This window comes from Paraburkholderia caledonica (assembly GCF_000383275.1).
GTDB classification, from domain to species: domain Bacteria; phylum Pseudomonadota; class Gammaproteobacteria; order Burkholderiales; family Burkholderiaceae; genus Paraburkholderia; species Paraburkholderia caledonica.
Genome location: NZ_KB911052.1, coordinates 58,127 through 81,321, shown reverse-complemented (window position 1 = coordinate 81,321; position 23,195 = coordinate 58,127). Strand labels below are relative to the sequence as shown.

General features: G+C 63.0%; 23 protein-coding genes. 10 read left to right on the top strand and 13 right to left on the bottom strand.

The genetic code is table 11. The features are described from left to right. Nucleotides 1–14 precede the first annotated feature (14 nt). From H281_RS0132360 to mpl, 10 genes are all read right to left on the bottom strand, one after another. Complete coding sequence (locus H281_RS0132360) at nucleotides 15–1,013, bottom strand: arabinose ABC transporter substrate-binding protein (RefSeq protein ID WP_020071279.1); 999 nt, start codon at nucleotides 1,011–1,013, stop codon at nucleotides 15–17. 187 nt (nucleotides 1,014–1,200) lie between these two features. Next, nucleotides 1,201–1,977, bottom strand: a complete 777-nt coding sequence (locus tag H281_RS0132355) for an SDR family oxidoreductase (protein ID WP_020071278.1) — start codon at nucleotides 1,975–1,977, stop codon at nucleotides 1,201–1,203. Continuing rightward, nucleotides 1,974–2,654 (bottom strand): 2-dehydro-3-deoxy-6-phosphogalactonate aldolase, encoded by a 681-nt coding sequence (locus H281_RS0132350; protein ID WP_020071277.1) that lies wholly within the window; start codon nucleotides 2,652–2,654, stop codon nucleotides 1,974–1,976. Before H281_RS0132350 ends, H281_RS0132355 begins: the two co-directional genes overlap by 4 nt. A 35-nt stretch (nucleotides 2,655–2,689) precedes the next feature. Beyond that, nucleotides 2,690–3,814 carry a 2-dehydro-3-deoxygalactonokinase gene (locus tag H281_RS0132345; protein ID WP_020071276.1) on the bottom strand — a complete coding sequence of 375 codons (1,125 nt, stop codon included), beginning with the start codon at nucleotides 3,812–3,814 and terminating at the stop codon, nucleotides 2,690–2,692. Then, nucleotides 3,811–4,791: an IclR family transcriptional regulator gene (locus H281_RS0132340; RefSeq protein WP_020071275.1), complete on the bottom strand. Its 981-nt coding sequence runs from the start codon at nucleotides 4,789–4,791 to the stop codon at nucleotides 3,811–3,813. The genes H281_RS0132345 and H281_RS0132340 overlap by 4 nt, the downstream gene beginning before the upstream one ends. Nucleotides 4,792–5,719: 928 nt before the next feature. Beyond that, nucleotides 5,720–6,442: a monofunctional biosynthetic peptidoglycan transglycosylase gene (gene mtgA / locus H281_RS0132335; RefSeq protein WP_020071274.1), complete on the bottom strand. Its 723-nt coding sequence runs from the start codon at nucleotides 6,440–6,442 to the stop codon at nucleotides 5,720–5,722. A 59-nt stretch (nucleotides 6,443–6,501) separates the two neighbouring features. Further along, nucleotides 6,502–7,365 carry a shikimate dehydrogenase gene (aroE, locus tag H281_RS0132330; RefSeq protein WP_020071273.1) on the bottom strand — a complete coding sequence of 288 codons (864 nt, stop codon included), beginning with the start codon at nucleotides 7,363–7,365 and terminating at the stop codon, nucleotides 6,502–6,504. Continuing rightward, the gene (locus tag H281_RS0132325) at nucleotides 7,362–9,500 is read right to left on the bottom strand and encodes a ribonuclease catalytic domain-containing protein (RefSeq protein ID WP_020071272.1); all 2,139 of its coding nucleotides are present in this window, start codon (nucleotides 9,498–9,500) and stop codon (nucleotides 7,362–7,364) included. The genes aroE and H281_RS0132325 overlap by 4 nt, the downstream gene beginning before the upstream one ends. 247 nt (nucleotides 9,501–9,747) lie before the next feature. Next, nucleotides 9,748–10,350, bottom strand: coding sequence for a YqiA/YcfP family alpha/beta fold hydrolase (locus tag H281_RS0132320; protein ID WP_020071271.1), 603 nt, complete (start codon nucleotides 10,348–10,350; stop codon nucleotides 9,748–9,750). Further along, entirely contained in the window at nucleotides 10,347–11,819 is a 1,473-nt protein-coding gene (gene mpl / locus H281_RS0132315; protein WP_408735253.1) for a UDP-N-acetylmuramate:L-alanyl-gamma-D-glutamyl-meso-diaminopimelate ligase, read from the bottom strand. The genes H281_RS0132320 and mpl overlap by 4 nt, the downstream gene beginning before the upstream one ends. Nucleotides 11,820–12,016: 197 nt before the next feature. On the opposite strand from mpl, the gene H281_RS0132310 reads away from it, so the two are divergent. From H281_RS0132310 to H281_RS0132265, 10 genes are all read left to right on the top strand, one after another. Continuing rightward, nucleotides 12,017–12,670 (top strand): hypothetical protein, encoded by a 654-nt coding sequence (locus H281_RS0132310; RefSeq protein WP_020071269.1) that lies wholly within the window; start codon nucleotides 12,017–12,019, stop codon nucleotides 12,668–12,670. A 7-nt stretch (nucleotides 12,671–12,677) separates the two neighbouring features. After that, nucleotides 12,678–13,235, top strand: coding sequence for a TlpA family protein disulfide reductase (locus H281_RS0132305; protein WP_027805131.1), 558 nt, complete (start codon nucleotides 12,678–12,680; stop codon nucleotides 13,233–13,235). A gap of 194 nt (nucleotides 13,236–13,429) precedes the next feature. After that, nucleotides 13,430–13,885 (top strand): type II 3-dehydroquinate dehydratase, encoded by a 456-nt coding sequence (gene aroQ, locus H281_RS0132300; RefSeq protein ID WP_020071267.1) that lies wholly within the window; start codon nucleotides 13,430–13,432, stop codon nucleotides 13,883–13,885. A gap of 73 nt (nucleotides 13,886–13,958) precedes the next feature. Continuing rightward, nucleotides 13,959–14,432 carry an acetyl-CoA carboxylase biotin carboxyl carrier protein gene (accB, locus tag H281_RS0132295; protein ID WP_020071266.1) on the top strand — a complete coding sequence of 158 codons (474 nt, stop codon included), beginning with the start codon at nucleotides 13,959–13,961 and terminating at the stop codon, nucleotides 14,430–14,432. 131 nt (nucleotides 14,433–14,563) lie between these two features. Next, a complete protein-coding gene (gene accC / locus H281_RS0132290) occupies nucleotides 14,564–15,931 on the top strand; it encodes an acetyl-CoA carboxylase biotin carboxylase subunit (RefSeq protein ID WP_020071265.1) in 1,368 nt (455 codons plus the stop codon). A 3-nt stretch (nucleotides 15,932–15,934) separates the two neighbouring features. Then, nucleotides 15,935–16,837: a 50S ribosomal protein L11 methyltransferase gene (prmA, locus tag H281_RS0132285; protein ID WP_020071264.1), complete on the top strand. Its 903-nt coding sequence runs from the start codon at nucleotides 15,935–15,937 to the stop codon at nucleotides 16,835–16,837. Between the two features lie 48 nt (nucleotides 16,838–16,885). Next, nucleotides 16,886–18,166, top strand: a complete 1,281-nt coding sequence (locus tag H281_RS0132280) for a DUF3426 domain-containing protein (RefSeq protein WP_020071263.1) — start codon at nucleotides 16,886–16,888, stop codon at nucleotides 18,164–18,166. Nucleotides 18,167–18,239: 73 nt separating this feature from the next. Next, nucleotides 18,240–18,740 carry a thiol peroxidase gene (gene tpx / locus H281_RS0132275; RefSeq protein ID WP_020071262.1) on the top strand — a complete coding sequence of 167 codons (501 nt, stop codon included), beginning with the start codon at nucleotides 18,240–18,242 and terminating at the stop codon, nucleotides 18,738–18,740. A 93-nt stretch (nucleotides 18,741–18,833) separates the two neighbouring features. Further along, the gene (locus tag H281_RS0132270; RefSeq protein ID WP_020071261.1) at nucleotides 18,834–19,772 is read left to right on the top strand and encodes a carbohydrate kinase family protein; all 939 of its coding nucleotides are present in this window, start codon (nucleotides 18,834–18,836) and stop codon (nucleotides 19,770–19,772) included. A gap of 24 nt (nucleotides 19,773–19,796) precedes the next feature. Beyond that, nucleotides 19,797–20,273 carry an outer membrane lipoprotein gene (locus tag H281_RS0132265; protein ID WP_027779656.1) on the top strand — a complete coding sequence of 159 codons (477 nt, stop codon included), beginning with the start codon at nucleotides 19,797–19,799 and terminating at the stop codon, nucleotides 20,271–20,273. Nucleotides 20,274–20,557: 284 nt separating this feature from the next. Here the strand turns inward: H281_RS0132265 and H281_RS0132260 are convergent, their stop codons facing one another. The 3 genes from H281_RS0132260 to H281_RS0132250 all read right to left on the bottom strand — a co-directional run bounded on the left by H281_RS0132260 (nucleotide 20,558) and on the right by H281_RS0132250 (nucleotide 22,878). Continuing rightward, nucleotides 20,558–21,202, bottom strand: a complete 645-nt coding sequence (locus tag H281_RS0132260) for a histone H1-like DNA-binding protein (protein ID WP_020071259.1) — start codon at nucleotides 21,200–21,202, stop codon at nucleotides 20,558–20,560. Nucleotides 21,203–21,232: 30 nt separating this feature from the next. Further along, on the bottom strand, nucleotides 21,233–21,559 hold the full coding sequence (locus tag H281_RS0132255) for a hypothetical protein (RefSeq protein WP_020071258.1): 327 nt from the start codon (nucleotides 21,557–21,559) through the stop codon (nucleotides 21,233–21,235). An 86-nt stretch (nucleotides 21,560–21,645) separates the two neighbouring features. Next, a complete protein-coding gene (locus H281_RS0132250) occupies nucleotides 21,646–22,878 on the bottom strand; it encodes a ribonucleotide-diphosphate reductase subunit beta (RefSeq protein WP_027779653.1) in 1,233 nt (410 codons plus the stop codon). Nucleotides 22,879–23,195: the final 317 nt, after the last annotated feature.

Here is a 23,195-nt window from a genome sequence, read left to right as displayed (position 1 = left end):
CATTGCAGCGCGCGTTACTTCGAAGCAAGCCCCATCTTCTCGCGCACTTCACCGACGTTCTCACGCGTGGCCAGCATGCCGGTCGTCAACGTGAGCGGGGGCGGCGCCTTGCCTTGCGTGATCCAGTCGTACATCAGCGTCGCTGTTTCTTCGCCGTGGCGCTTCGGGCTGATGATGACCGTGCCGAAGAAGCCCGTCGGGTTCGGCTTCTTGAACTCGTTCAACGCCGAATCCGAACCGCCGATACCGATGCCGATCATGTTGTCGGCCTTGAAGCCGCGCCCTTCCGCTGCGCGCACCGCGCCGAGCACGCCTTCGTCGTTCAGCGCGTACGCGACCCAGTGCTTGAACTGCGGGTTCTTCGTCAGCGCAATGTTGGCGGCGTTGAACGCGTTTTCCGTGTCGGTTTTCGCTTGCGGCGCGGCGATCACGTTCGCTTTCGGGAAGCCGGCGGCGAGCAGCGCGTCGGTCGCGCCGCTCGTGCGGTCATGCGCGGTCGGCAGTTGTTCGTAGGTCACGTCGATCGCGCCCACGTCCTTCATGTCCCAGCCGCGCTTCTTGATTTCTGCGGCCAGACCGTCGCCGACCTGCTTGCCGATGTTGTACGCCGAGATGCCCATGTGCGGCACCGACGCGATCGGCTTGCCCGCGCCGTCGACCAGGCGGTCGTCCACCGTCATCATCTTCAGGCCGTCGGCTTTCGCTTTGGCGACGATGCCCGGTCCGAGCTTCACGTCAGGCGTGCAGATCACGAAGCCTTGCGCCTTTTGCGCCGACAGGTTGTCGATCGCGCTCATCACTTTCTCGCCCGACGGCGCGCCGATCTTCACCAGCGTGAAGCCCTTCTCCTTGGCGGCAATTTCGGCGAACTTCCACTCGTCCTGGAACCACGGTTCTTCCGGCTGCTTGACGAGGAAACCGATCTTGACCGGATCGGCGGCTTGCGCGACCGGCGCGTTGAAGACCACACCCGCCGCCGCTGCTGCCAGCGTGAGGAAAATTCTACGTTTCATGTTGCGTGTCTCCTGACTAATTGATAACGAGAAGGTATCGGCCGCGTCTTCTTGTACCGGTTGCGACACACGCGGCCAGCGCGTCGTCCGGTGAAACGGTGCTACGTTTTTCTGGTTCGCTTTGTACTGCGTTTCTTTTTTTCTTTACTGCTTGTTTGTTGGCAGGTTGCTGCCCCCGGTCGCCGGCTCAATCGTGATAAAGCACGGAGCGGCCGCCGTCGACGGTGATACACGTGGCGTTGATGAACGGCGCTTCATCCGACGCGAGAAACACCGCCGTCATCGCTACTTCTTCCGGGCGGCCGATGCGTTTCATCGGCTGCAAATCCATCGTCGCCTGCCGCGCGGCGGCCGGGTCCGGCTGTTCGTTCCACCAGTCATGCGTCAACTGGGTTTCGATGTAGCCAGGCGCGATTGCGTTGACCCGCACGTTGCGCGGCGCGTACTCGATGCCTAGCGCGCGCGTGAGGCCAATCACACCGTGCTTCGCGACCGGGTACGGAAAACAGCCCGGAATGATCTTGAACGCATGCGTCGACGCGATGTTCAGGATGCTGCCCGCGCCGCGTTCGACCATGCCCGGTAATACTGCGCGGCAGCCGTTCCAGACGCCGTCGAGATCGACCGCAAAGCAGCGGCGCCAGTCGTCGTCGGTCATGGTCAGCGGGTCGCAAAACACGTTGATGCCCGCGTTGTTCACCAGCACGTCGAGCGGTCCAAGCTTTTTTTCCGCTTCGCTCACCGCGTGCTGGACCGAAGCCGATTGCGTGACGTCCGTATGCACCGCCAACACGCGCGCCCCGGTTTCCGAACTGATCTGCTGCGCCGTCTGCCGCGCCGTGTCGATGTCGAGTTCGGCAAGCGCCACCGCTGCGCCTTCGCGCGCAAACGCAAGGGCAATCGCCGCGCCGATGCCGCGCCCTGCGCCGGTGACCAATGCGACTTTGCCCGCCAGGCGTGTCATTTCTTCACACCCGCGCGCGCAACGCGCAATCCGTTGATAAAGGCTTTCGCGTGCGAAGCCGTCACCGCCGCGCTCTGGCCCGGCTTATAGAGCGCAGAGCCGAGACCGAAGCCGTTCGCTCCGGCGCTCAGAAACGGTCCCATGTTGTCAGGTGCGATGCCACCGACTGGTACGAGCGGCACCTGCGCCGCGATCACCGCGCGCCAGGCCTTCACCACATGACAGCCGAGTTGTTCAGCCGGGAACATCTTCAATACGTCCGCGCCGTTTTTTAGCGCGATGAACGCTTCAGTCGGCGTGGCGACACCGGGCGCGCAGGCCATGCCTTGCGCTTTGGCGGCAACGACCACGTCCGGATCGCTGTGCGGCATCACGATCAGTTCACCGCCGGCCGACTTCACGTCCTTGACGAAACTCGGATGCAACACCGTGCCCGCACCGACGATCGCATCGGCGGGCAGCGCCTTGCGGATTGCCGCAATGCTGTCGAACGGCTGCGGCGAATTCAGCGGCACTTCGACGATGCGAAAGCCGGCTTCGTACAGCGCCTGTCCGTGCTCCGCCGCATCGGCGGGCGTCACGCCGCGCATGATCGCGATCAGCGGACATGCCTCGAACGCCGCGATCAAACCCGCGTGCGGCATGTACGGAGCGGGCAGATTGATGTGAGGTTGCATGTCGGTTCCTTGTTTCGTGGATGGCGGCGCGCTGCCTAACCGGCCTGCGCTGCACGGGCGGCCGGATTGACGAGCCCCGCCTGCGACGCGACGCGCCACAGGCCGCGCTCGGTCGCCTGCTTGACGAGTTCGGCCTGCGTGCAGCCGAACCGCGCGAGCGCGACGCGATAGCGCTCGCACAACGCTTCGTTGCCGATCAGGCGCAGGCTTTGACCCGCGAGCGAGCTTTGCTGCTGCTTCAGTACGGTTTCGAGGCCGGCCAGTTCATGCCCGATCAGCAGACCCGATAGGTAGTCCGGCTGCTGCTCGGGCGAAAGTTGTCCTGTTAGACCGAGCGTGCGCGAGCTGAAGACCGTCGCGAGCACGCCCGCCTGTCCCTTGTCGCGCGCGATGTTCACGCCGCGCAGAAACGCTTCGGAATCCGGACGGTCGGGCGTGACCATCGTGCGGCCGAGAATCGTGTGTTCGCGCAATGCGCCGAATACTTCGCCCGTCATGAACGTATGGAAACGTTCGATACGCCCGGCCTGCACCACCGCCCACTTCGCGTGCGTGCCGGGCAAGCCGATCAGCGCGCGATTGCTGCTGTCCGCGTCGCGGGAATCCTCGCTTAATGCGCCGAAGATCTGCGTTTCTTCGCCGCGCATCACGTTGGGCAGCTCGCCGCGTTGCAGCACGCCGGGGATGATATGCAGTGTCGCGCCGCAAGCCGCCTTCACGCGGACGATACCCGCCGCGAGCGCATCCGCATTCGCGGGCGCATCGACGTAGGGCGCTTCGAGCCAGCCTTGCGCGCTGCCGACCATGCCCGCAGCAATCACGGGCGCGCCGGGCGCGGCTTTGAGCCAGGCGCCGCAGGCGTCCTCGAATGCGGCGTCGAAACCGCCCTGCTCCGCGCTGCGAGGCAGGTTCATGATGCCGGCCGTCGATGCGCGCGTCGCGAGCACCTTGCCGGACGCGTCGTAAAGATACGCGCGCAGCGATGTGGTGCCCCAGTCGAGCGCGATCAACGCTGCGTGACTATTCGCTTCGGCGTTTGCTTCGGCGTTTGCTTCGGCGTTTGCTTCTGCGTTTATTCCGGCGTTTGCTGGCACGCCGGCCGCGGCGGCGCCGACCGCCACCTGCGCGTCCGACGGGGTGGGAGAACCCGCGTGTTTCATCGCTTGATCCTGCGGGTTGTGGGTTGCGGGGCGCGCCAGCCGAGTTCTTCGGAGATCGCGCGCGCTTCGCGCTGCACGACCGGAATCAGCTCGTCCATGCGCTCGAGCGACATATAAGGGATCGTGCTGGCCACCGACAGCGCCGCGACAATCGCGCCCGACGCATCGCGCACCGGGGCCGCGACGCAGCGAATCGACGCTTCGTTTTCCTCGAGGTCGAACGTGTAGCCGCCGGCGGCGTAGTTCGTCATGCGCTGCATGAAAGTCTGCGCGTCGGGACGGTTGTCGGGCTTAAAGGTAACGCTGGCGAGCGCGCGTCGCGATGCGTCAAATAGCGACTGCCAGTGCTCCGGCGTGAGATCGAGCATCATGGCCTTGCCGATACCCGTCGACGCAAGCGGCATCCGGTGACCGACGCGTGAGCGCATCTCGAGTCCGCGCGTGCCGGGAATCTTGTCGATGTAAAGCACGTCGTCGCCATCGCGCACGCCGAGGTGAATTGTGTCGAGCGTCTGTTCCGCGAGCGATTCGAGATGCGGGCGAGCGACCGCGGTGAGCGGCATCTGTTCGAGCGCGATGGTGCCCAGTTCGATCAGCTTGGGGCCCAGCAGATAACCGCCTTGCACCTGACGCAGGTAGCGCGCCTGCACGAGGCTGCTGACCAGCCGATGCGTGGTGCTGCGCGTCGTGCCGAGCGCGGCGCCGAAGGTGCGCAGATCGCGCACGCCGGCGGCGGCGGCTTCGAGAATCGCGAGGCCGCGCAGAAGCGTCTGCGTGCCGGCCTGTTGCGGCGTGATGTCGAGCAGCGTGCTCGGCAACGCAATTCCATTGACCACGGCGGCGGGCTGAGGCGTGGCGCGCGGCGCTTTGGCTGCGGGCGCCGTGCGCGGCGTGGCGCTAGACGCGTCATGGTCGGCGTGTGGCGCCAGTTCGGCTTCGGCTGCGCTTTCGGCGTGGTTGGGCATCGCTTTGTTCATGGCGATTCGCTTTTCGGTGGATTCTGCGCTTACAGCGCGGGGCCGGAGAGCGGGCCTTGGGTGTGCGCGGCGGCGTGGGCGCGGGGGTGCTGCCTGAGGGCTTTGGTAGGCATGGTTTGGCTTGTCTCCGGTTTTTTTCGCTGTCGCAGAATTTTGGGTTTCTGCTGTTGGAGTGGATTGTAGGGGGGTTTTTGAGAAAGCTCCAATATGTGATTTGTGTGGTCAGATAATGGGATTTGGTGTTGCCGCGGCTGGTGGGGTGGTGTTGGGTCTGGTGTTGAGGACCTTTGGCCTTTCCTTGATTTCGCGGCGGTCTATTGGCGTTGCCCCTGTGCGGGGCGGCACTTACTTTCTTTGCACGCCGCAAAGAAAGTAAGCAAAGAAAGCGGCTTCACACCGCTAGCTCATAAGTGGGTCCCCTGGATTGGAGGGGGCAGTGGTGCATCTGGAATCTGTGCTCTCGCACACTCCGCGCCGGTGACAAGGCAGTCATACCTCCCGCCTTGCACTACGTGCTCGTCGGATACGTCCGCTTAACATCAACGGCTCGCGATTGGCGCAGTCGCCGAGCGCAGGCAGTGACGTGGCGAGACAGACGGCAAGATGGGAAATGGAGAAAGGGAGAAAGAAGTTTGAGCGGTCGGCGGTTCTAAGAACGACCGCTGCGGCGCGCGAAGCGTCGCCGGAAGAATGACTGCCTTGTCACGGGGCGGAGTGCGCGAGGGCACGGACTCCAGATGCACCACTGCCCCCTCCAAGCCAGGGGACCCACTTATGAGCTGGCGGTTTGAAGCCGCTTTCTTTGCTTACTTTCTTTGCGGCATGCAAAGAAAGTAAGTGCCGCCCCGCACAGGGGCAACGCCAATAGACCACCGCGCATTCAAGGAGAGGCCAACGGGGTCAAAAACAAAACACCGCAAACAAAAACCTACTCGGGCAACTCAGCCGCCCCCATCCTCCGGGCAATCACCCGAGACCTCTGCGCCAGATACGCCGACCCGCGATGCTCGTCGTAATACTTCGGCTGCTGCAGCATGACCGCGAGCCGCGCCGACTGCGCCGCTGTCAACCCGCTCGCCGGCGTCTTGTAGTAATAACGCGCCGCCGCCTCGGCGCCATAAACGCCATTGGCCCACTCAACAGAATTCAGGTAAATCTCGAAGATGCGCTCCTTGTTCATCAAGGTGTCCAGCATCCACGTGATGATCAGCTCCTGCGCTTTGCGTATATAACTCTTCTCGCGCGACAGGAAGAGATTGCGCGCAAGTTGCTGCGTGATCGTCGAGCCGCCTCGAACGATTTTGCCCTTCGCCTTGTTGCGCTCCCACGCCTGCAGGATCGCATCGGTTTCGTAGCCGTTGTTGTTGACGAAGTTCGCGTCTTCGGAGGCAATGATCGCCCGCTTCAGATTGCGCGAAATCTGGTCGTACGGCACCCACGTGTGCTGCATCGAAAGGCCAGGTTTTTCCTGCGACAAGCGCCACGCGTCGGAGCGCATGTAAGCCGTCGAGCGCGGGTTCACATAGTTCCACACCGCAATCTGCGCGAAGTAAAAGACCTGCGTCGCGAGCCACGCAAAGACGACCACGGCGACAAGATAAACGATCCATCGCGCCGGACCTGGCCGGCTCGTGCGTCGCGTGGCTGTCATCGTAGTGTCGGTCCTCGAGTTCGTGGGGCGTCTGACGAAAGCTGTCTAAGAATGCTGTCTCAAGCGTGCGACGGCGCCGTCAGCAACGCGCGCAATTCGGCCAGCACAGGAACGCTGTCAGGCCGCACGCCGCGCCACACGTAAAACGATTCTGCCGCCTGCTCGACCAGCATGCCGAGGCCGTCAGCCCCGCGTGCTCCGAGCTTTTGCGCGTGCTCCATGAACACCGTCGGATGCGCGCCGTACATCATGTCGTACGCAAGCGTGCCGTTGCCGAACGCGCCGTCGTCGCATTCCGGCAACGATGCCTCCAGACTGCCCGCAGTGGCATTCACGATCACGTCGTATGCGCCCGGCTCTATCGCTCGCGCGTTGCCGCCGCTCAGACGGCATGCGACGCCGCTCGCGGCTTGTGCAAACTGATCGACCAGCGCCTCGGCCTTCGCGGCCGTCCGGTTGACGATGGTCAGCGTATGCGGCGCGCGCTCCAGCATGGGCAGCACGACGCCGCGCGCGGCGCCGCCTGCGCCGAGCAACAGAATGCGCGCCCCTTTCAACGACACGCCGAGATTCACCTCGATGTCGCGCACGAGACCGAAGCCGTCGGTATTGTCGCCATACACGCCGTTCGGATCGATACGCAAGGTATTCACCGCGCCCGCAGCGGCCGCACGCGGCGACAGACTGCTGGCGAATGCATGCGCGTCGAGCTTGAACGGCACGGTCACGTTCAGCCCGCGCCCGCCTGCTTCGATGAAGGCGCGCACGTGCGGCACGAAAGCGTCCACCGGCGCGAGCAACGCGCTGTACTCGACCGGCTCGCCCGTTTGCGCGGCAAACCGGCTGTGAATGAACGGCGACTTGCTATGGCCGACCGGATTTCCGATCACCGCATAACGGTCTTTCATTTCGACCCCGCTCATCGACCCGGTTCCGTGATGCGCTGCTCGGCGGCGGCATCGCTCGAACCATTGTCGTTATCGGCGCTGTCCGCCGAGCTTGCGCCGCTTTCCGCGCCGTCGACATCGGCTTCCGCTTGCGCCTCGGCTTCGCTTTCGGCGCTTTCATCGGACGCTTCGACGAGCTCCTCTTCGCCCTCTTCCGCTTCGTCCGTGTCGTCGGCCTCATCAGCTTCGGCGCCGCTCGTGACGGTCGGCGCGTCGAGCACATGCAGAAGACGCACGGACGCCTCGACGGTCAACTCGTCGATCGACATCACCTCCATCTGGAGACGCGTGCCGCGCGCATGCACGCCGAGCCCCGGCACATGCAGCAGCAGCGGAATCTCTTCCAGCCGCACGAGGTCGCCCTTTACGACGGACGCCACCACCTGCTTGCGGTTTTCCTGCTTCAGCCAGCGCAGGCACCAGAAATATTCCATGCGACGCTGATGATCGGCGTACGCGCTGTACGTGTCGTCGAAACCTTGCACGACGGCGAACAGGTCGGCATCTTTGGGCTTGAACGGGGCGGCCAGCTTCGCCGTTACGCCGTGTTGGACGCAGGCGAGCAACTGCCACTGGTTCACCAGGTCGACGTAACGGCGCAGCGGCGACGTGCTCCACGCATATTGCGTGACGCCGAGCCCTTCGTGCGGCGCGGCGTTCGTCTGCATGCGGGTGCGCTTCGGGCCGGTGGGCGCGCCGAACGCGCGCTGTGTGCGATAGATGCCCGGCACGCCGTGGTCATGCAGAAACGCGCCCCATGACGAATTCGCCAGGATCGCCAGTTCGGCGACGATCGTGTCGAGCGGCGAACCGCGCCGCCGCGGCGTGATCGTGATGTGCTCGCCTTCGACGTAGAAGTTGAAGTCGGTATTCCTCTGCACCTCGCGGCGCAGACCATAACCTGCGCGCGCAGCCTGACGCTTCTCGAACAGCGCCTGCGCGAACGGCCACAAAACGGCGATATCTTCCTTGTGCGGATAGTCGCCCGTGCCCGCGGCGAGCGCCTCTTCGGTGACCAGTTCGTCGAGCGTGTTGTGACGCAGATTGTTCTTCACGAACACGCGCTCCGCACGCGTTTCGCTCGCCACGATCTCCTGCGTCTCGCGATTGACGATCACATACAGTGAAAGCGCCGGACGCAAGCCGCCTTCGGCCAGCGTGAACGCTTCCACCACGCTATCGGGCAGCATCGTGATCTTGTCGCCCGGCATGTAGACGGTCGACAAACGCGTGCGCGCTATGGCGTCCACCTCGTCGCCACGTTGAATGCCGAGCGCCGGCGCCGCGATGTGCACGCCGATCCGCACGCGACCGTCCGCGAGATGCTCGACGGAAAACGCGTCGTCGATCTCGGTGGTCGTAATGTCGTCGATGGAGAACGCCTGCACGTTGGCTTCGGGCAGATCGTCGGGCACGCTGCCGGGCGTGACAGGCGGAAAGCCGGTGCCGTGCGGGAAAAACTCCGACAGGAATCTGGCCTCGTGCAAAGCTCGCGCCGACGGGATAGCGCCGCATTCGAGCATCAGACGCGCTTGCGAAATGCCGCGCGCGGCCGCAGCGGCTTCGAGCGCCTTGTATTCGATCGTGTTCTTGTCGGGCTTGGTGAGCAACGCGAGCGCCGTCTTGCCGGTGAACGCCTCCGGCAAGCGGCCGGCCTTCAGTTCCTCTTCATAGCCTTGCTGCACGAGCGCCTGCTGACGCTTACGCTCGAGGCCCGCGAGCGCCATTTTCAGCTGCTCCTGCGGCGCGCGTTGATACATGCCGCGGCCCTTGCGGCGGAAATACACGGGCGCACCGTGCATGCGCAGCACCAGCGCCGCGCGTTCGATTGCGCCGAAGCGCTCGCCGAAATATTCCGCGCCAAGCGTGGCGAACGGAAATTCGTCGTCGGGCGCGCATTCCCACAGGAAGTCCAGGTCAATCTCCTGCGCAACGGCGTCGGCCTGCTGCATCAGTTCGACCGCACCCGGCTTTTCGAACTCGATCAGCACGTCCTTCGCGCGCACCTTCGCGCGCCGGCCGCCCGGCAACTCGACCTGAAACGCATCGCCTTGGCGCGACAGCACACTGCCTGCCTTGAAACTTCCCGATTCCTCGAAGAAAACGTTCACTCAATACTCTCGTCTGACTTGCATCCGCCGGCGTGCACGGCACGGCAACGTATTCGTGATAATGGATCCGCTGCGCACGAGGCGCGCGCTGGCGGCATGAATCTAATAGTTGGCTGCGCTCCTGCTGATGGGGCGGTGCCATTTCGTCGGCGGCTTCGGTTTCGGGCCGGTTCTGCGAGCTTTCAAGCCCGCTCGCAACCGCACTCAGCGCTCAACTTCACTCCCCGCTCCGCACGCCTACTGACCGTCAAGCAGCCTCGCGTGGCGCCGGCGGCTCGACGTCTTCTGCGTCGCAAAACGCCAGTACGTCGTCGACATAGTCGGCGAACTCGCTGATCGCGTGGTCGCTCCCTTCGATCAGCGTAGTGCGCGCGCCGCGATAGTGCGCGAGCATTTCACGATAGTCGAGGACTTCGTCGCCGGTCGCAGCCAACAAATAATAACGTTCGGGGCGCGTGATGGACGTCACACTGAGCGAGCGCAGTTCGTCAAGATGATGCGGTTCGACGACGATGCTGCCGCCGCCGTGCCACAACGGCTGTTCGCCGAGATAGGCGCTCAAATCGCGCTGCGGCACGACCGCCGGATTCAGCAGCACGGCCGGCCAGCCGTGCTTTTCCGCCAGATACGTGGCGAAGTAGCCGCCAAGCGAACTGCCGATCACCGTCACGCGCTTTGTACCGGCGGCGGCCACGAGCGCCTCCGCGAGCGCGACCGTCTCAAACGGCGAGACGGGCAGCATCGGGCAGCACCATTCGTCGCTGCGGCCGAGCTCCACGAGCCGTGCCGCGAGCACGCGCGCCTTGAACGAATTGGGCGAAGAACGAAAACCGTGCAGATAAAGGATCACGAAGCGCCTCTCGCGGACAGGGCGTCGAGCAGTTTCTGATGCACGCCGCCAAAGCCGCCGTTGCTCATCACCAGAATCTGATCGCCGGGGCGCGCTGCGTGGACCACGGCTTTGACGAGCGCGTCGAGATTGTCGAAGGCTTGCGCCTTGCCGCCGAGCGGCGCCAGTGCTTCGCCCAAATTCCAGCCCAGCGCGTCACGGCCGCTCGGTGCGCCGTAGCCGAACACGAGATCGGCGTCTGCGAGACTTGCCGGAAGTTGCGCCTTCATCACGCCGAGCTTCATCGTGTTCGAGCGCGGCTCCAGCACGGCGAGAATCCGCGTATTGTCGCGGCCCACACGCGCCCGCAGGCCAGCCACCGTGGTGTCGATCGCGGTTGGGTGATGAGCGAAGTCGTCGTACACCGTCACGCCGTCTACGCTGCCGCGCACTTCCATGCGCCGCTTCACGTTGCGAAAGCTCGACAGTGACTTTGCGGCCTGCGCCGGCGGCACGCCGACATGGCGCGCGGCGGCAATCGCGGCGAGTGCGTTCATGCGGTTGTGCTCACCCTGCACCTGCCACTCGACCACGCCGACGCGCTCGGCGTTGTGATACACCGCAAACCGTTCGTCGACGGGCACACCGTCTTCCGCGGGCAGCGTTTCCCAGCCGCCCTGCACGCCGAAACGCTCCACTTCGCTCCAGCAGCCGCGCGTCAGCACGCGTTCGAGCGGGTCTTCCCGGCCGTTCGTCACGACACGGCCGATGCGCGGCACCGTGCGGATCAGGTGATGAAACTGCGTCTCGATAGCCGCCAGATCCGGGAAGATGTCGGCGTGATCGAATTCGAGGTTATTCAGAACCGCGGTCTTGGGCCGGTAGTGCACGAACTTGGACCGCTTGTCGAAGAAGGCCGTGTCGTACTCGTCGGCTTCGATCACGAAGAAGCTGGAATCGGTGAGCCGCGCGGAGACGCCGAAATTCAGCGGCACACCGCCAATCAGAAAACCGGGATTGAGACCCGCGTCTTCGAGCAGCCATGTGAGCATGGAACTGGTCGTCGTCTTGCCGTGCGTACCGGCCACCGCGAGCACCCATTTGCCGTTCAGCACGTGTTCGCCGAGCCACTGCGGGCCGGACACATACGGCAGGCCACGGTCGAGAATCGCTTCCATTAGCGGGTTACCGCGGGATACCACGTTGCCGATCACGAACAGGTCGGCGTTCAAACCGTTCAACTGGTCCGCGTCGTAGCCCTCGATCAGACGGATGCCTTGCGCCTCGAGCTGCGTGCTCATTGGCGGATATACGCCGGCGTCGCAGCCCGTCACCGTGTGGCCCGCGCCGCGCGCGAGGACCGCGAGACCGCCCATGAACGTGCCGCAGATACCGAGGATGTGGATATGCATAAGCCTGTCGTGCCGCGCGGGCGTTTTTTCCTGAAGGGCCCTTACCTGGCGGTTCGTGCCAGGCCCCCGAAGGGGCAAGAAAACTTGTGGGGCGGCCCGGCGTTTTCCTGAGAGGGATGGGAGAGCGGCGAGCGGCCAAAAGAGCCGTCCGCGAAGGACGTCATTGTAACCGACGCCTCCCGAACCCCTAAGCGGACTCGCCCGCTTTGGCGACGCCCGGCAGCCGGCCAGCGCCGCCGGAAAGGGCTGTCATCAATCTCTAGTATGATTGACGCATGGTTCGCAAATCACATTTTGATCCGCAGCGCGTGCGCGAGGAAATCGCCATTGCGGCTGCGCGCCTGATCGCCGAAGACGGTCTCGACTATGCAACGGCCAAGCGCAAAGCGGCTCGACAAGTCATTGGAGAAAGCCGGATTGCCGGCGAATGGCTGCCTGATAACGATCAGATCGAGGAAGAAATCCGCGAATATCAGTCGCTCTTTCAGGGCGACAGCCAGCCGGCGCTGCTGCGGCGCCTGCGCGGCATCGCTGTCGAATGGATGGAGCGGCTCGCACCTTTTAACCCTTATTTGACGGGCGCAGTGCTCGGCGGCACGGCCGGCGAGCATTCGGACATTCATCTTCAGGCGTTCTGCGACAACCCGAAAGAAGTAGCCATCTACTTCCTCAACGCGAACATTCAATACGACGTCTCGGAAACGCGCCACTTTGCGGGCCGCGGCTACGTCGAGACGCTGAGCTTTCTGTGGCGGCCGGCGAGCGAAGGGCGCGACTCGGAGCCCGTAGGCGTTCATGTCGCGCTTTATGAGGCGGACGACCTGCGCGGCGCAGTCAAAGCCGACGCTCGTGGACGCACGGCGCGCGCGAATCTCCAGACCGTCCAGTCGCTGCTTGCAGCAGGCGGCGTAGCGCCTTCACCGAACTAAACACATGATGAACAGCAGACGCATTTTGATGGCGGCGCTCGTCGCCGGTGTCGCGGCAGGAAGCGGCGTCCTCGCCAATTACTGGCTGAACGGCGACGACGGTTTGACCGCGACCGCTCACGCCGCCGGTTCGGCGTCGAAAGAAGGCGCTGTTGCCCAGCTTTGGGCGGCCCCGGTGACTACCGCCGACGGCAAGCCCGGCTCACTTTCCGTGCTGAAAGGTCGCCCGATCGTCGTCAATTTCTGGGCTTCGTGGTGCGGGCCGTGTGTCGAGGAAATGCCCGCGCTCTCGCAACTTCAGCGCGATTACGCGAAGAAAGGCATCCAGTTCGTCGGACTTGGCGTCGATTCCGAGAAAAATGTGCAGGCTTTCCTGCAAAAAGTGAAGGTGGCCTACCCGGTCTATGTGACGGGGTTCGGCGGTGCCGACCTCGCGCGATCGTTCGGCAATACGGCGGGTGGCCTGCCGTTCACCGTGGTGATTGACGCAAAGGGCAACATCCGCTCGACAAAATTAGGCCAGATCGATCCTGTCGCCTTAAAACAGACCCTCGACGCGCTGTAAATTTCTCAATCTTTTGACGGCGGTTTTGCGGAGAAAGGCACAAAATTCGGAGCAAATCCGCTGGAATTGCGAGAAATTAGGCGACCGGCGCCCTACTCCGATCGGCTCCCGAACGCTTCGTCCGTGCAGGAAACTAGACAAGTTTCTCTAATCAGCGCTAAAGTGCGCCCAATTCCACGGAAAAAGAAGCGACCATGACGCGACTGCTGGTACTGCACGGCCCCAACCTCAACCTTCTCAGTACGCGGGAACCCGAGGTTTATGGCCGCGTGACCTTGCCGCAGATCGATCAGGCACTATCCGACCGCGCCGCCGACGCCGGCGTAGAACTCGCGTCGTTCCAGAGCAACCATGAAGGCGCTCTGGTTGATCGCATCCAATCCGCCCGGACAGAAAAAACCGATTTCATCCTGATCAATCCGGCTGCGTACACGCACACGAGTGTCGCCATCCGGGACGCTCTGGCGGGCGTCGGCATTCCGTTCGTCGAGATTCATCTGTCGAACGTGCATCGTCGTGAACCGTTCCGGCATCACTCGTATTTTTCCGACCAGGCTGAGGGCGTGATCTGCGGCCTCGGCTGGAAGGGTTATCTGTACGCACTCGAATTCGCGCTCGACCGGCTGGCCGCCGGTTCGTCGCGGGGCTGAAATACAAACACGTCTAATTTGCGCCGGCCGCACACGCGCCGGCACTCCACGCATTGAAAAAAGGGGCTTCCTGATGGATCTACGCAAACTGAAAACTCTGATCGATCTCGTGTCGGAGTCCGGCATCTCGGAACTCGAAGTGACCGAGGGCGAGGGCAAGGTTCGCATCGTCAAGAACGCGCCGCCGGTTTATGTGCAGCCGTCCGCTTCGTACGCGCCGCAATACTCACAGCCGGCCCCGATGGCAGGCGGTGAAGCGCCCGCCGTCACGGCGGCAGGTGCTCCGGCCACGCCGGCAGCCGCCGCGCCGCAAGGTCATGTCGTGACCTCGCCGATGGTCGGAACGTTCTACCGTGCTCCGTCGCCGGGCGCCGACCCGTTTGTCCAGGTCGGTGACACGGTCAAGGAAGGCCAGACGATCTGCATCATCGAAGCAATGAAGCTGCTCAACGAAATCGAGTCGGACAAGTCCGGCGTCGTGAAGGAAATTCTCGTCGAAAACGGTCAGGCGGTCGAATACGGCCAACCGCTGTTCGTGGTCGGCTAACGCGGCGCCCATTGCGCCCCCGCTGTGCGCATGCCGCCCCGCGCGCCCGTTGCATTCGGCGCGCGCCCGATCCTCTGAGGCAGCCGGTGTTCTGAGCAACCCGGCGCCCATTGATGAGTCGAAAACCCGCTATGTTTGAAAAAATCCTTATTGCCAATCGTGGCGAGATCGCGCTTCGCATCCAGCGCGCCTGCCGCGAACTGGGCGTCAAGACGGTCGTCGTCTATTCCGAAGCTGACAAGGAAGCCAAATACGTCAAGCTCGCCGACGAAGCCGTCTGTATCGGCCCGGCACCTTCCAATCTGAGCTACCTGAATATGCCGGCGCTGATCAGCGCGGCGGAAGTCACGGACGCCGAGGCGATTCACCCCGGTTACGGCTTTCTGTCGGAGAACGCCGACTTCGCCGAACGTGTCGAGCAATCCGGCTTCACTTTTATCGGTCCGCGTCCGGAAACCATCCGGATGATGGGCGACAAGGTGACCGCCAAGCAGACCATGATCAAGACCGGCGTGCCGTGCGTGCCGGGTTCTGAAGGCGCATTGCCGGAAGATCCGAAAGAGATCGTGAAAATTGCGCGGCAAGTCGGCTATCCGGTCATCATCAAGGCCGCCGGCGGCGGCGGTGGCCGCGGCATGCGCGTCGTTCACACCGAAGCGGCGCTCGTCAACGCGGTCAACATGACGCGCGAAGAAGCCGGCCGTGCGTTCGGCAACCCGCAGGTCTACATGGAAAAATTCCTGGAGAACCCGCGGCACATCGAAATCCAGGTGCTGTCCGATTCGTTCAAGAACGCAGTCTGGCTCGGCGAGCGCGATTGCTCGATGCAGCGCCGTCACCAGAAAGTGATCGAAGAAGCGCCGGCACCCGGCATTGCGCGCCGTCTGATCGACCGCATTGGCGACCGTTGCGCGGATGCGTGCAAGAAGATGGGTTATCTTGGCGCCGGTACGTTCGAATTCCTGTACGAAAACGGCGAGTTCTACTTCATTGAAATGAACACGCGCGTGCAGGTCGAACACCCCGTGACCGAACTGATCACGGGCGTCGACATCGTCCAGGAACAGATCCGCATTGCGGCAGGTGAAAAGCTCGCGTTCCGTCAGCGCGACATCGTGTTCAAGGGCCATGCGATCGAATGCCGGATCAACGCTGAAGATCCGTTCAAGTTCATTCCGTCGCCGGGACGCCTTACGTCGTGGCACATGCCGGGCGGTCCCGGCATTCGCGTCGACTCGCATGCCTACAATGGCTATTTCGTGCCGCCGAACTATGATTCGATGATCGGCAAGCTGATCGCTTATGGCGCCACACGCGAGCAGGCAATCAAGCGGATGCGCATCGCGCTGTCGGAAATGGTCGTCGAAGGAATCCAGACGAACATTCCGTTGCATCGCGAGCTGATGCTGGACGCGAAGTTCGTCGAAGGCGGCACGAGCATTCATTACCTCGAAAACCGGTTGGCCGCGAAGCTGCAGGCCGCGCCGGAAGAAGCGTAAGTCATGAGTTACCGGGAACTGGTCGCTGAATTGGCTCGCGAGCATGCGGAGGAATTTTCCGACGCGCTGCTCGAGTTGGGCGCGTTGTCCGTATCGGTCGAAGATGCGGACGCCGACACGCCCGACGAGCAGCCGCTTTTCGGCGAGCCCGGTCTCACGCCCGACCGCACCGCCTGGCAGCGTTCGCGCGTGATCGCGCTGCTCGCGGCGGAACATGAACCGGCGGTGCTGCTTGCCGCCGCTGCGAACGAGGTCGGCCTTCCGGCGGCGCCGTCGTTCACTGTGCGTGACGTCGAAGAACAGGATTGGGTGCGTCTCACGCAGTCGCAGTTCGATCCGATCCCGATCGGCGAGCGCATCTGGGTCGTGCCTTCGTGGCACGACGCGCCGGACCCCAACGCGCTGGTGCTCGAACTCGATCCGGGCCTAGCGTTCGGCACCGGCAGCCATCCCACCACGCGTCTGTGCATGGAGTGGCTGGAGCAATCGGTGAAGCCCGGACAATCCGTGCTCGACTACGGTTGCGGCTCCGGCATTCTCGCGATTCTCGCGAAAAAATGCGGCGCCGATCCGGTGTACGGCATCGACATCGATCCGCAAGCGGTCGAGTCGGCGCGTCATAACAGCGAGCGCAACCGCGCCGAAGTCACCTACGGTCTGCCCAACGAATGCCCCGCCGGCGAGTTCGACATCGTCGTTGCCAATATTCTGTCCAATCCGCTCAAGCTGATGGCCTCGATGCTCTCGTCGAAGGTCAAGCCGGGCGGCCGCATCGCACTGTCGGGCATTCTGGCGCGCCAAGCCGATGAAGTCGCGCAGGTGTACGCGCGATGGATCGACATCGGCGTATGGCGCGAACACGAAGGGTGGGTATGTCTGACGGGAACACGCCGCGAAAGCCATTAGAATAAGGCGTATTGTCCAACCAACGGCCCCTCGGCTAACCGGCTCAATATGCTTCTGGCGACGCGCTGTCCCTTCTGTGAAACCGTCTTCCGCCTGCAACCGACGCAGTTGGCGCTGCGCCGCGGCCTCGTGCGTTGCGGGCAATGCCATGAAGTGTTCGACGCATCCGGCAGCCTCTTCGACATAAGCGAGGGCGGCGACTTCTCCACCGCCAGACAGGTCTCCGCAGCCGCGGCAATCGAAGCGCTCTCCGGCGTGCGCCCGAGCGGCGCAGACTTCAGCCCCGCCGCCTGGGATCCCTGGGCGCCGCGCCCCACGCCGCTCTTCGAGGAACGCTTCCGTCATAACGCACAGAACGTCGCGGCCCAGCCCGGCTACACCGGCGCAGGCACCGCTGGCGCGCCTGGCCATGCCGCGACGGAGCCCACGTTGCCACCCGGCGCATCCGGCACGGCGACGCCGGCCGACCACGAACCGCTGCTCGCGGACGCGCCGCTCGAACCCTTCGCCTATGAAGCGGAGCCGCCCGCAGAAGAAGCACCTAGCGTGTGGCACAAGACCGAACGCCCTTCCGATTTTCCGATCGACGAACCGGTGCTCAACGAGTCGGCTGCGTTCCATGGATTCTCCGATAACGAACCGCATTTCGGAACGACCGGCGTAGGCGCGGCCGGCCTCGGCGCAACGCATCCGCATCCCTATTCCGCCAATCCCGCCGATGCCGATCTGCGCGGGCCGACCCGCGCGGCTGCGACGCCGAGCGGTGAGCCGTTCTCGGTACAGCCGCCGCTCGGCGACGACATGGATCCGTTTCCGGTCACGCGGGAGACGCGTGCCGCAGAACCACGGCGCCTCGCATGGATCGTCGGCGGATCGGTGGCGGCGGTCCTGCTCATCGTCGCGTTGCTCGCGCAACTCGCGTGGTGGCAGCGTGAGACGGTACTCGTCTATCTGCCGGGTACCCAGGCGCTGTACGCGAAGGTGTGCGCGTCGCTCGGCTGTCAGCTCACCGCGCCGCACGACATCGACGGCTTGCAGGTAGAGCCGTCCGATTTGCGGCAAATCGACGGGCCGCACAAGCTCGAATTGCGGATGCCGCTGCGCAACCGCTTCAACGTCGCGCTGGCCTATCCGGCGATCGAACTCACGCTTCTCGACGATCAGAACAACGTGGCGTTGCGCCGCGTGCTGTTCCCGCAAGACTACGTTGCGCCGGGTACGCCGATCGCAGCCGGCCTGCCGCCGCACATGACGCAAACCATGATCGTGCACCTCGATACCGGCAACGCTGTCGCCTCCAATTTCCGCGTACAGATCTTCTATCCGTAACGCATCCTTGCGCGCCCCGCGTCGAGCGGGCGCGTTCACCGTCATCACAGACGAACTTTCGGAGCACAACAACATGAGTCAAGTCACGCTGGGTGGTAACCCGATCGATGTAGCCGGCACTTTCCCGTCGGTGGGTCAGAGCGCTCCCGCTTTCTCGCTGGTCGGCAAGGATCTCAAGCCGCTGTCGCTCGCCGATTTCGCCGGCAAACGCAAAGTGTTGAACATTGTCCCGAGCCTCGACACGCCGACCTGCGCGACGTCGACCCGCAAGTTCAACGAAGCCGCTGCGAAGCTGAGCAACACGGCAGTGATCGTCGTGTCGGGCGACCTGCCGTTCGCCGCGTCGCGCTTTTGCACGACGGAAGGCATTGAAAACGTCGTGACGGCGTCGACCTTCCGCGGCCACGAATTCGCGCAGGCGTACGGCGTCGACGTGACGAGCGGTCCGCTCACGGGTCTCACGGCGCGCGCGGTTGTCGTGATCGACGAGAACGACAAGGTGGTTCATGCGGAACTGGTCGACGAAATCAAGAACGAACCGAACTACGACGCAGCACTTGCCGCGCTGAAGTAAAACCTCAGCACCCGAAGACTCCGGCGCCGCGCTTCACGCGCGGCGCTGTCACGTCCTCACTACCTATTCTTCATTTTTTACAGGACGCTCGCCTTGGCTACGCTGATTTGCGGCTCGCTCGCCTACGACAACATCATGACCTTCGAAGGCCGCTTCCGGGAGCACATCCTGCCGGAGCAGGTCCACATCCTGAACGTGAGCTTTCTCGTGCCGACGATGCGCCGCGAGTTCGGCGGCTGCGCGGGCAATATCGCGTATTCGCTGAACCTGCTGGGCGGCGACGCGCGCATCATGGGCACGCTCGGCGCGGTCGACGCCCAGTTGTACATGGACCGGTTCGCGCAACTCGGGCTATCGACGGAAAACGTGCTGGTCGTGCCGGGCACCTATTCGGCGCAGGCCATGATCACCACCGACCTCGAAAACAATCAGATCACCGCGTTCCATCCGGGCGCGATGATGCAGTCGCACCTGAACCGCGCGGACGAAGCGAAAGGCATCACGCTCGGCATCGTCGCGCCCGACGGCTACGACGGCATGGTTCAGCATTCGGAGCACCTGGCCGCGGCGGGCGTGCCGTTCATCTTCGATCCAGGTCAAGGATTGCCCCTCTTCGACGGTGCTGCACTGCGGCGCATGATTGAACTTGCGACTTACGTAGCTGTCAACGATTACGAAGCCAAACTTGTGAGCAACAAGACAGGTTGGTCGATCGAAGAGATCGCCGGCAAGGTCGAAGCGCTCATCGTCACGCTCGGCGAACACGGTGCGCAGATTCATCACGCGGGCGGCGTCGAAGAGATTCCGGCCGTCAAGGCACAGCAGGTGCTGGACCCCACAGGATGCGGCGACGCGTTTCGCGGCGGCTTGCTGTACGGCATCGAGAACAAGCTCGGCTGGGCGACCACCGGCCGTCTCGCGAGCCTGATGGGCGCGCTGAAGATCGAGCATCAGGGTCCGCAAAACTATGCGCCTACCCGGGCGCAGATCAACGAACGGTTCAAGCAGGCGTTCGGGTACGACCTGCCGTAATACCGAAGCTATTGGAGTTAGGGAATGAGAATAACGAGTCGCCTGATAGTGGCCACCTTGATCGCCGGTTCGCTGGCCATGTCGGGGTGCGCATACAACAGCAGCTCTGCCGACGTTTACACGGCGTCGCAGGCACAGCGCGAAGAAACGGTCCGCATGGGCACGGTCGACAGCGTGCGCGCAGTCAAGATCAGCTCGAACAACGGTCAGCCGAGCGGCATTGGCGCAATCGGCGGCGGCGCTCTCGGTGCAGTGGCGGGCAGCACTATCGGCGGCGGCACGGGCTCGATCATCACCGGGATTATTGGCGGTCTGGCGGGTGCGGTGGCCGGCAACTCGGTCGAGAACCGGGTGGCCGTGCACGACGGTCTGGAAGTTACCGTGCGACTCGATAACGGCGACATCCGCGCAATCACGCAAAGCTCAACCGGCGAGATCTTCCGTGCTGGCGAGCGCGTTCGGCTTCTTTCCAGCGGCGGCGTTACGCGCGTCACGCATTAAGGTTCCCCTCTCGAACGGCCAGGCATAACGCGGCCGCGTCGACCTCACACGCATGCCCTCCCCTGTGCATGCGTTTTTTTTCGCCTGCGCGCAGTGATTGCATCCGGGCGTGCCAACGCTCCCCGTTATGCACCGACGAAAAAAAATCCCGTCGCCGGAAACCGGCAACGGGACCCTGACCGAGTAGCACTCGCGAAGCTACGTTGAGCGCCACTCAATCATTGGACGCATCGTGCGATGCGTCCATGCACTCCTACTTCTTACTGACCTGCTAACTGCCCGAGTTACGGACGGCTGCCCGTCGGGAACGGCCATGCCGCTGCCGGGTTCAGCGCGGTCTTCACCGTCGCCGCCGGTGCGCTCGAAACAGAAGTCGCAGCGGGTGCAGGCGCAGCCTTCTTGGCGACAGCCTTCTTCGCAGGGGCAGCCTTCTTCGCAGGAGCAGCGGCCTTCTTCGCAGGAGCAGCCTTCTTGGCAGGCGCAGCCTTTTTAGCAGCAGCCTTTTTCGCAGGCGCAGCCTTCTTGGCGGCAGCCTTCTTAGCAGGCGCGGCTTTCTTCGCAGCAGCCTTCTTCGCAGGCGCGGCCTTCTTGGCTGCGGCCTTCTTAGCCGGTGCAGCCTTCTTCGCTGCGGCCTTCTTCGCCGGTGCTGCCTTCTTCGCTGCGGCCTTCTTAGCCGGCGCTGCCTTCTTCGCTGCTACCTTCTTTGCCGGTGCGGCTTTCTTGGCTGCAACCTTCTTAGCCGGTGCAGCTTTCTTCGCTGCTACCTTCTTAGCCGGTGCTGCTTTCTTTGCCGCGACCTTCTTGGCCGGCGCTGCCTTCTTCGCTGCTACTTTCTTTGCCGGTGCTGCCTTCTTCGCCGGAGCTGCCTTCTTTGCTGCGACCTTCTTTGCTGCAGGCTTCTTAGCGGCGGCTTTCTTTGCAGTTGCCATCATTTTCTCCTTCAGGTTTTCAGATGAGAGTCAGTTCAAACTACACCCTTCGTCAAAACCCGCTTCCCGCGGACGCTTCTCAGGGCGCGCGCTACGAAGCGGGCTATTCATCGGCGTACGCAGGTGCCGCGCGCTTACGCTAATGAATGCGGTAAGGCGCGCCGTGCCCGAAGGCACCGCGCGCCAAATGTCATCGGTGTTGGGTTTCAACACCGGTAATTGCTTGATCGAGCCACCGGCGATAACGCCGGCGACTTTTTCCGGGGGGAAGTTTGCCCATCCCACTGAAGGGTTCGCAAAGTGCCTGTCATGTTTGTGGGCCGCGAAGGCACGCGGCGCACCGGGCACGCTTTGCATCAGGCGGTTCAGCTCCTAAACATAATTGCCGCGGCCGAGGCCCACGGCATCCCCATCGATGAATGCATCTACGACACGAACCCGGATCACTCCCAGGTCAGCGCGCCGCCAGTCTGATATTCGATCACACGCGTCTCGAAGAAGTTGCGCTCCTTCTTCAGGTCGATCATCTCGCTCATCCACGGGAACGGGTTTTCCTCGTTCGGGTACAGCGGATCGAGACCGATCTGCTGGCAACGGCGGTTGCAGATGAAGCGCAGATAACTCTTGAACATCGACGCATTGAGGCCGAGCACCCCGCGCGGCATCGTGTCTTCTGCGTAACGATATTCAAGTTCGACCGCTTGCTGGAAGATCTCGCGGATTTCCGCGCGGAACTCAGCCGTCCAGAGTTGCGGGTTCTCAAGTTTGATCTGGTTGATCAGGTCGATGCCGAAGTTGCAGTGCATCGACTCGTCGCGCAGGATGTACTGGTACTGTTCCGCGGCGCCCGTCATCTTGTTCTGACGGCCGAGCGCCAGGATTTGCGTGAAGCCGACGTAGAAGAACAAGCCTTCCATCACGCAGGCGAACACGATCAGGGAGCGCAGCAGCGTCTGGTCAGTCTCGAGCGTGCCGGTCTGGAAACCCGGATCGGTCAGCACGTTGATGTACGGAATGAGGAATTCGTCTTTCGCGCGGATCGAGGAGACCTCGTGATACGCGTTGAAGATTTCGCCCTCGTCGAGGCCGAGCGATTCGACGATGTACTGATAGGCGTGTGTGTGGATCGCTTCTTCGAACGCCTGGCGCAGCAGGAACTGGCGGCATTCGGGAGCCGTGATGTGGCGGTAGGTGCCCAGCACGATGTTGTTGGCGGCGAGGGAGTCGGCCGTGACGAAGAAGCCCAGGTTGCGCTTGACGATGCGGCGCTCGTCTTCGGTCAGCCCGTTCGGGTCTTTCCAGAGGGCGATGTCGCGCGACATGTTCACTTCTTGCGGCATCCAGTGGTTGGCGCAACCAGCCAGATACTTTTCCCAAGCCCACTTGTACTTGAACGGCACCAACTGATTCACGTCAGTCTGGCCGTTGATGATGCGCTTGTCGGCGACATTCACTCGCGCTTCTGAAACTGCAGCAGTTCCAGCAGCATGAGCAACGGTAGCAGCGGGAGCGACAGCGATGTCGTTCGCGAAGATGTCTTGAGCCGAGGGAGCATGAGGAGCGGAACGCGTTCCGACTTGCGAACCGACAGCCGGTCCCGCAGCGTTGCGCAACACGTTCGGTTGCGTAGCGCTCGAGGGAGTTACGGCAGTGATCTCGTCATCCCAGTTGAGCATAAATGTCACCATCAATTTAGAACGGTTTGTACCATCTTTTCACGAGCGATAAAAGAGTCCACTCGCGAAAAATCCTGTTTTCGATTCGCGTTGCTACGTTCATACAACACTTTGTTCAACAGACTGTGTGCGTTGCCTCGTATGAAGCAAGTTGAACGTGTGTCGTCGAGGTGCTTCGCGAGTTCGAAGAGCAACGCGTTGAAGCGTCGTTTCGCTGCTCTATCTATCTGTATTGCGGAGTGCGTTTGCTGTGTCTTGCACTTCTCTGCGAGTTGCCGGTTCGTCAGCGCTAGCGAGATGAAGTTCAATGCAATGCG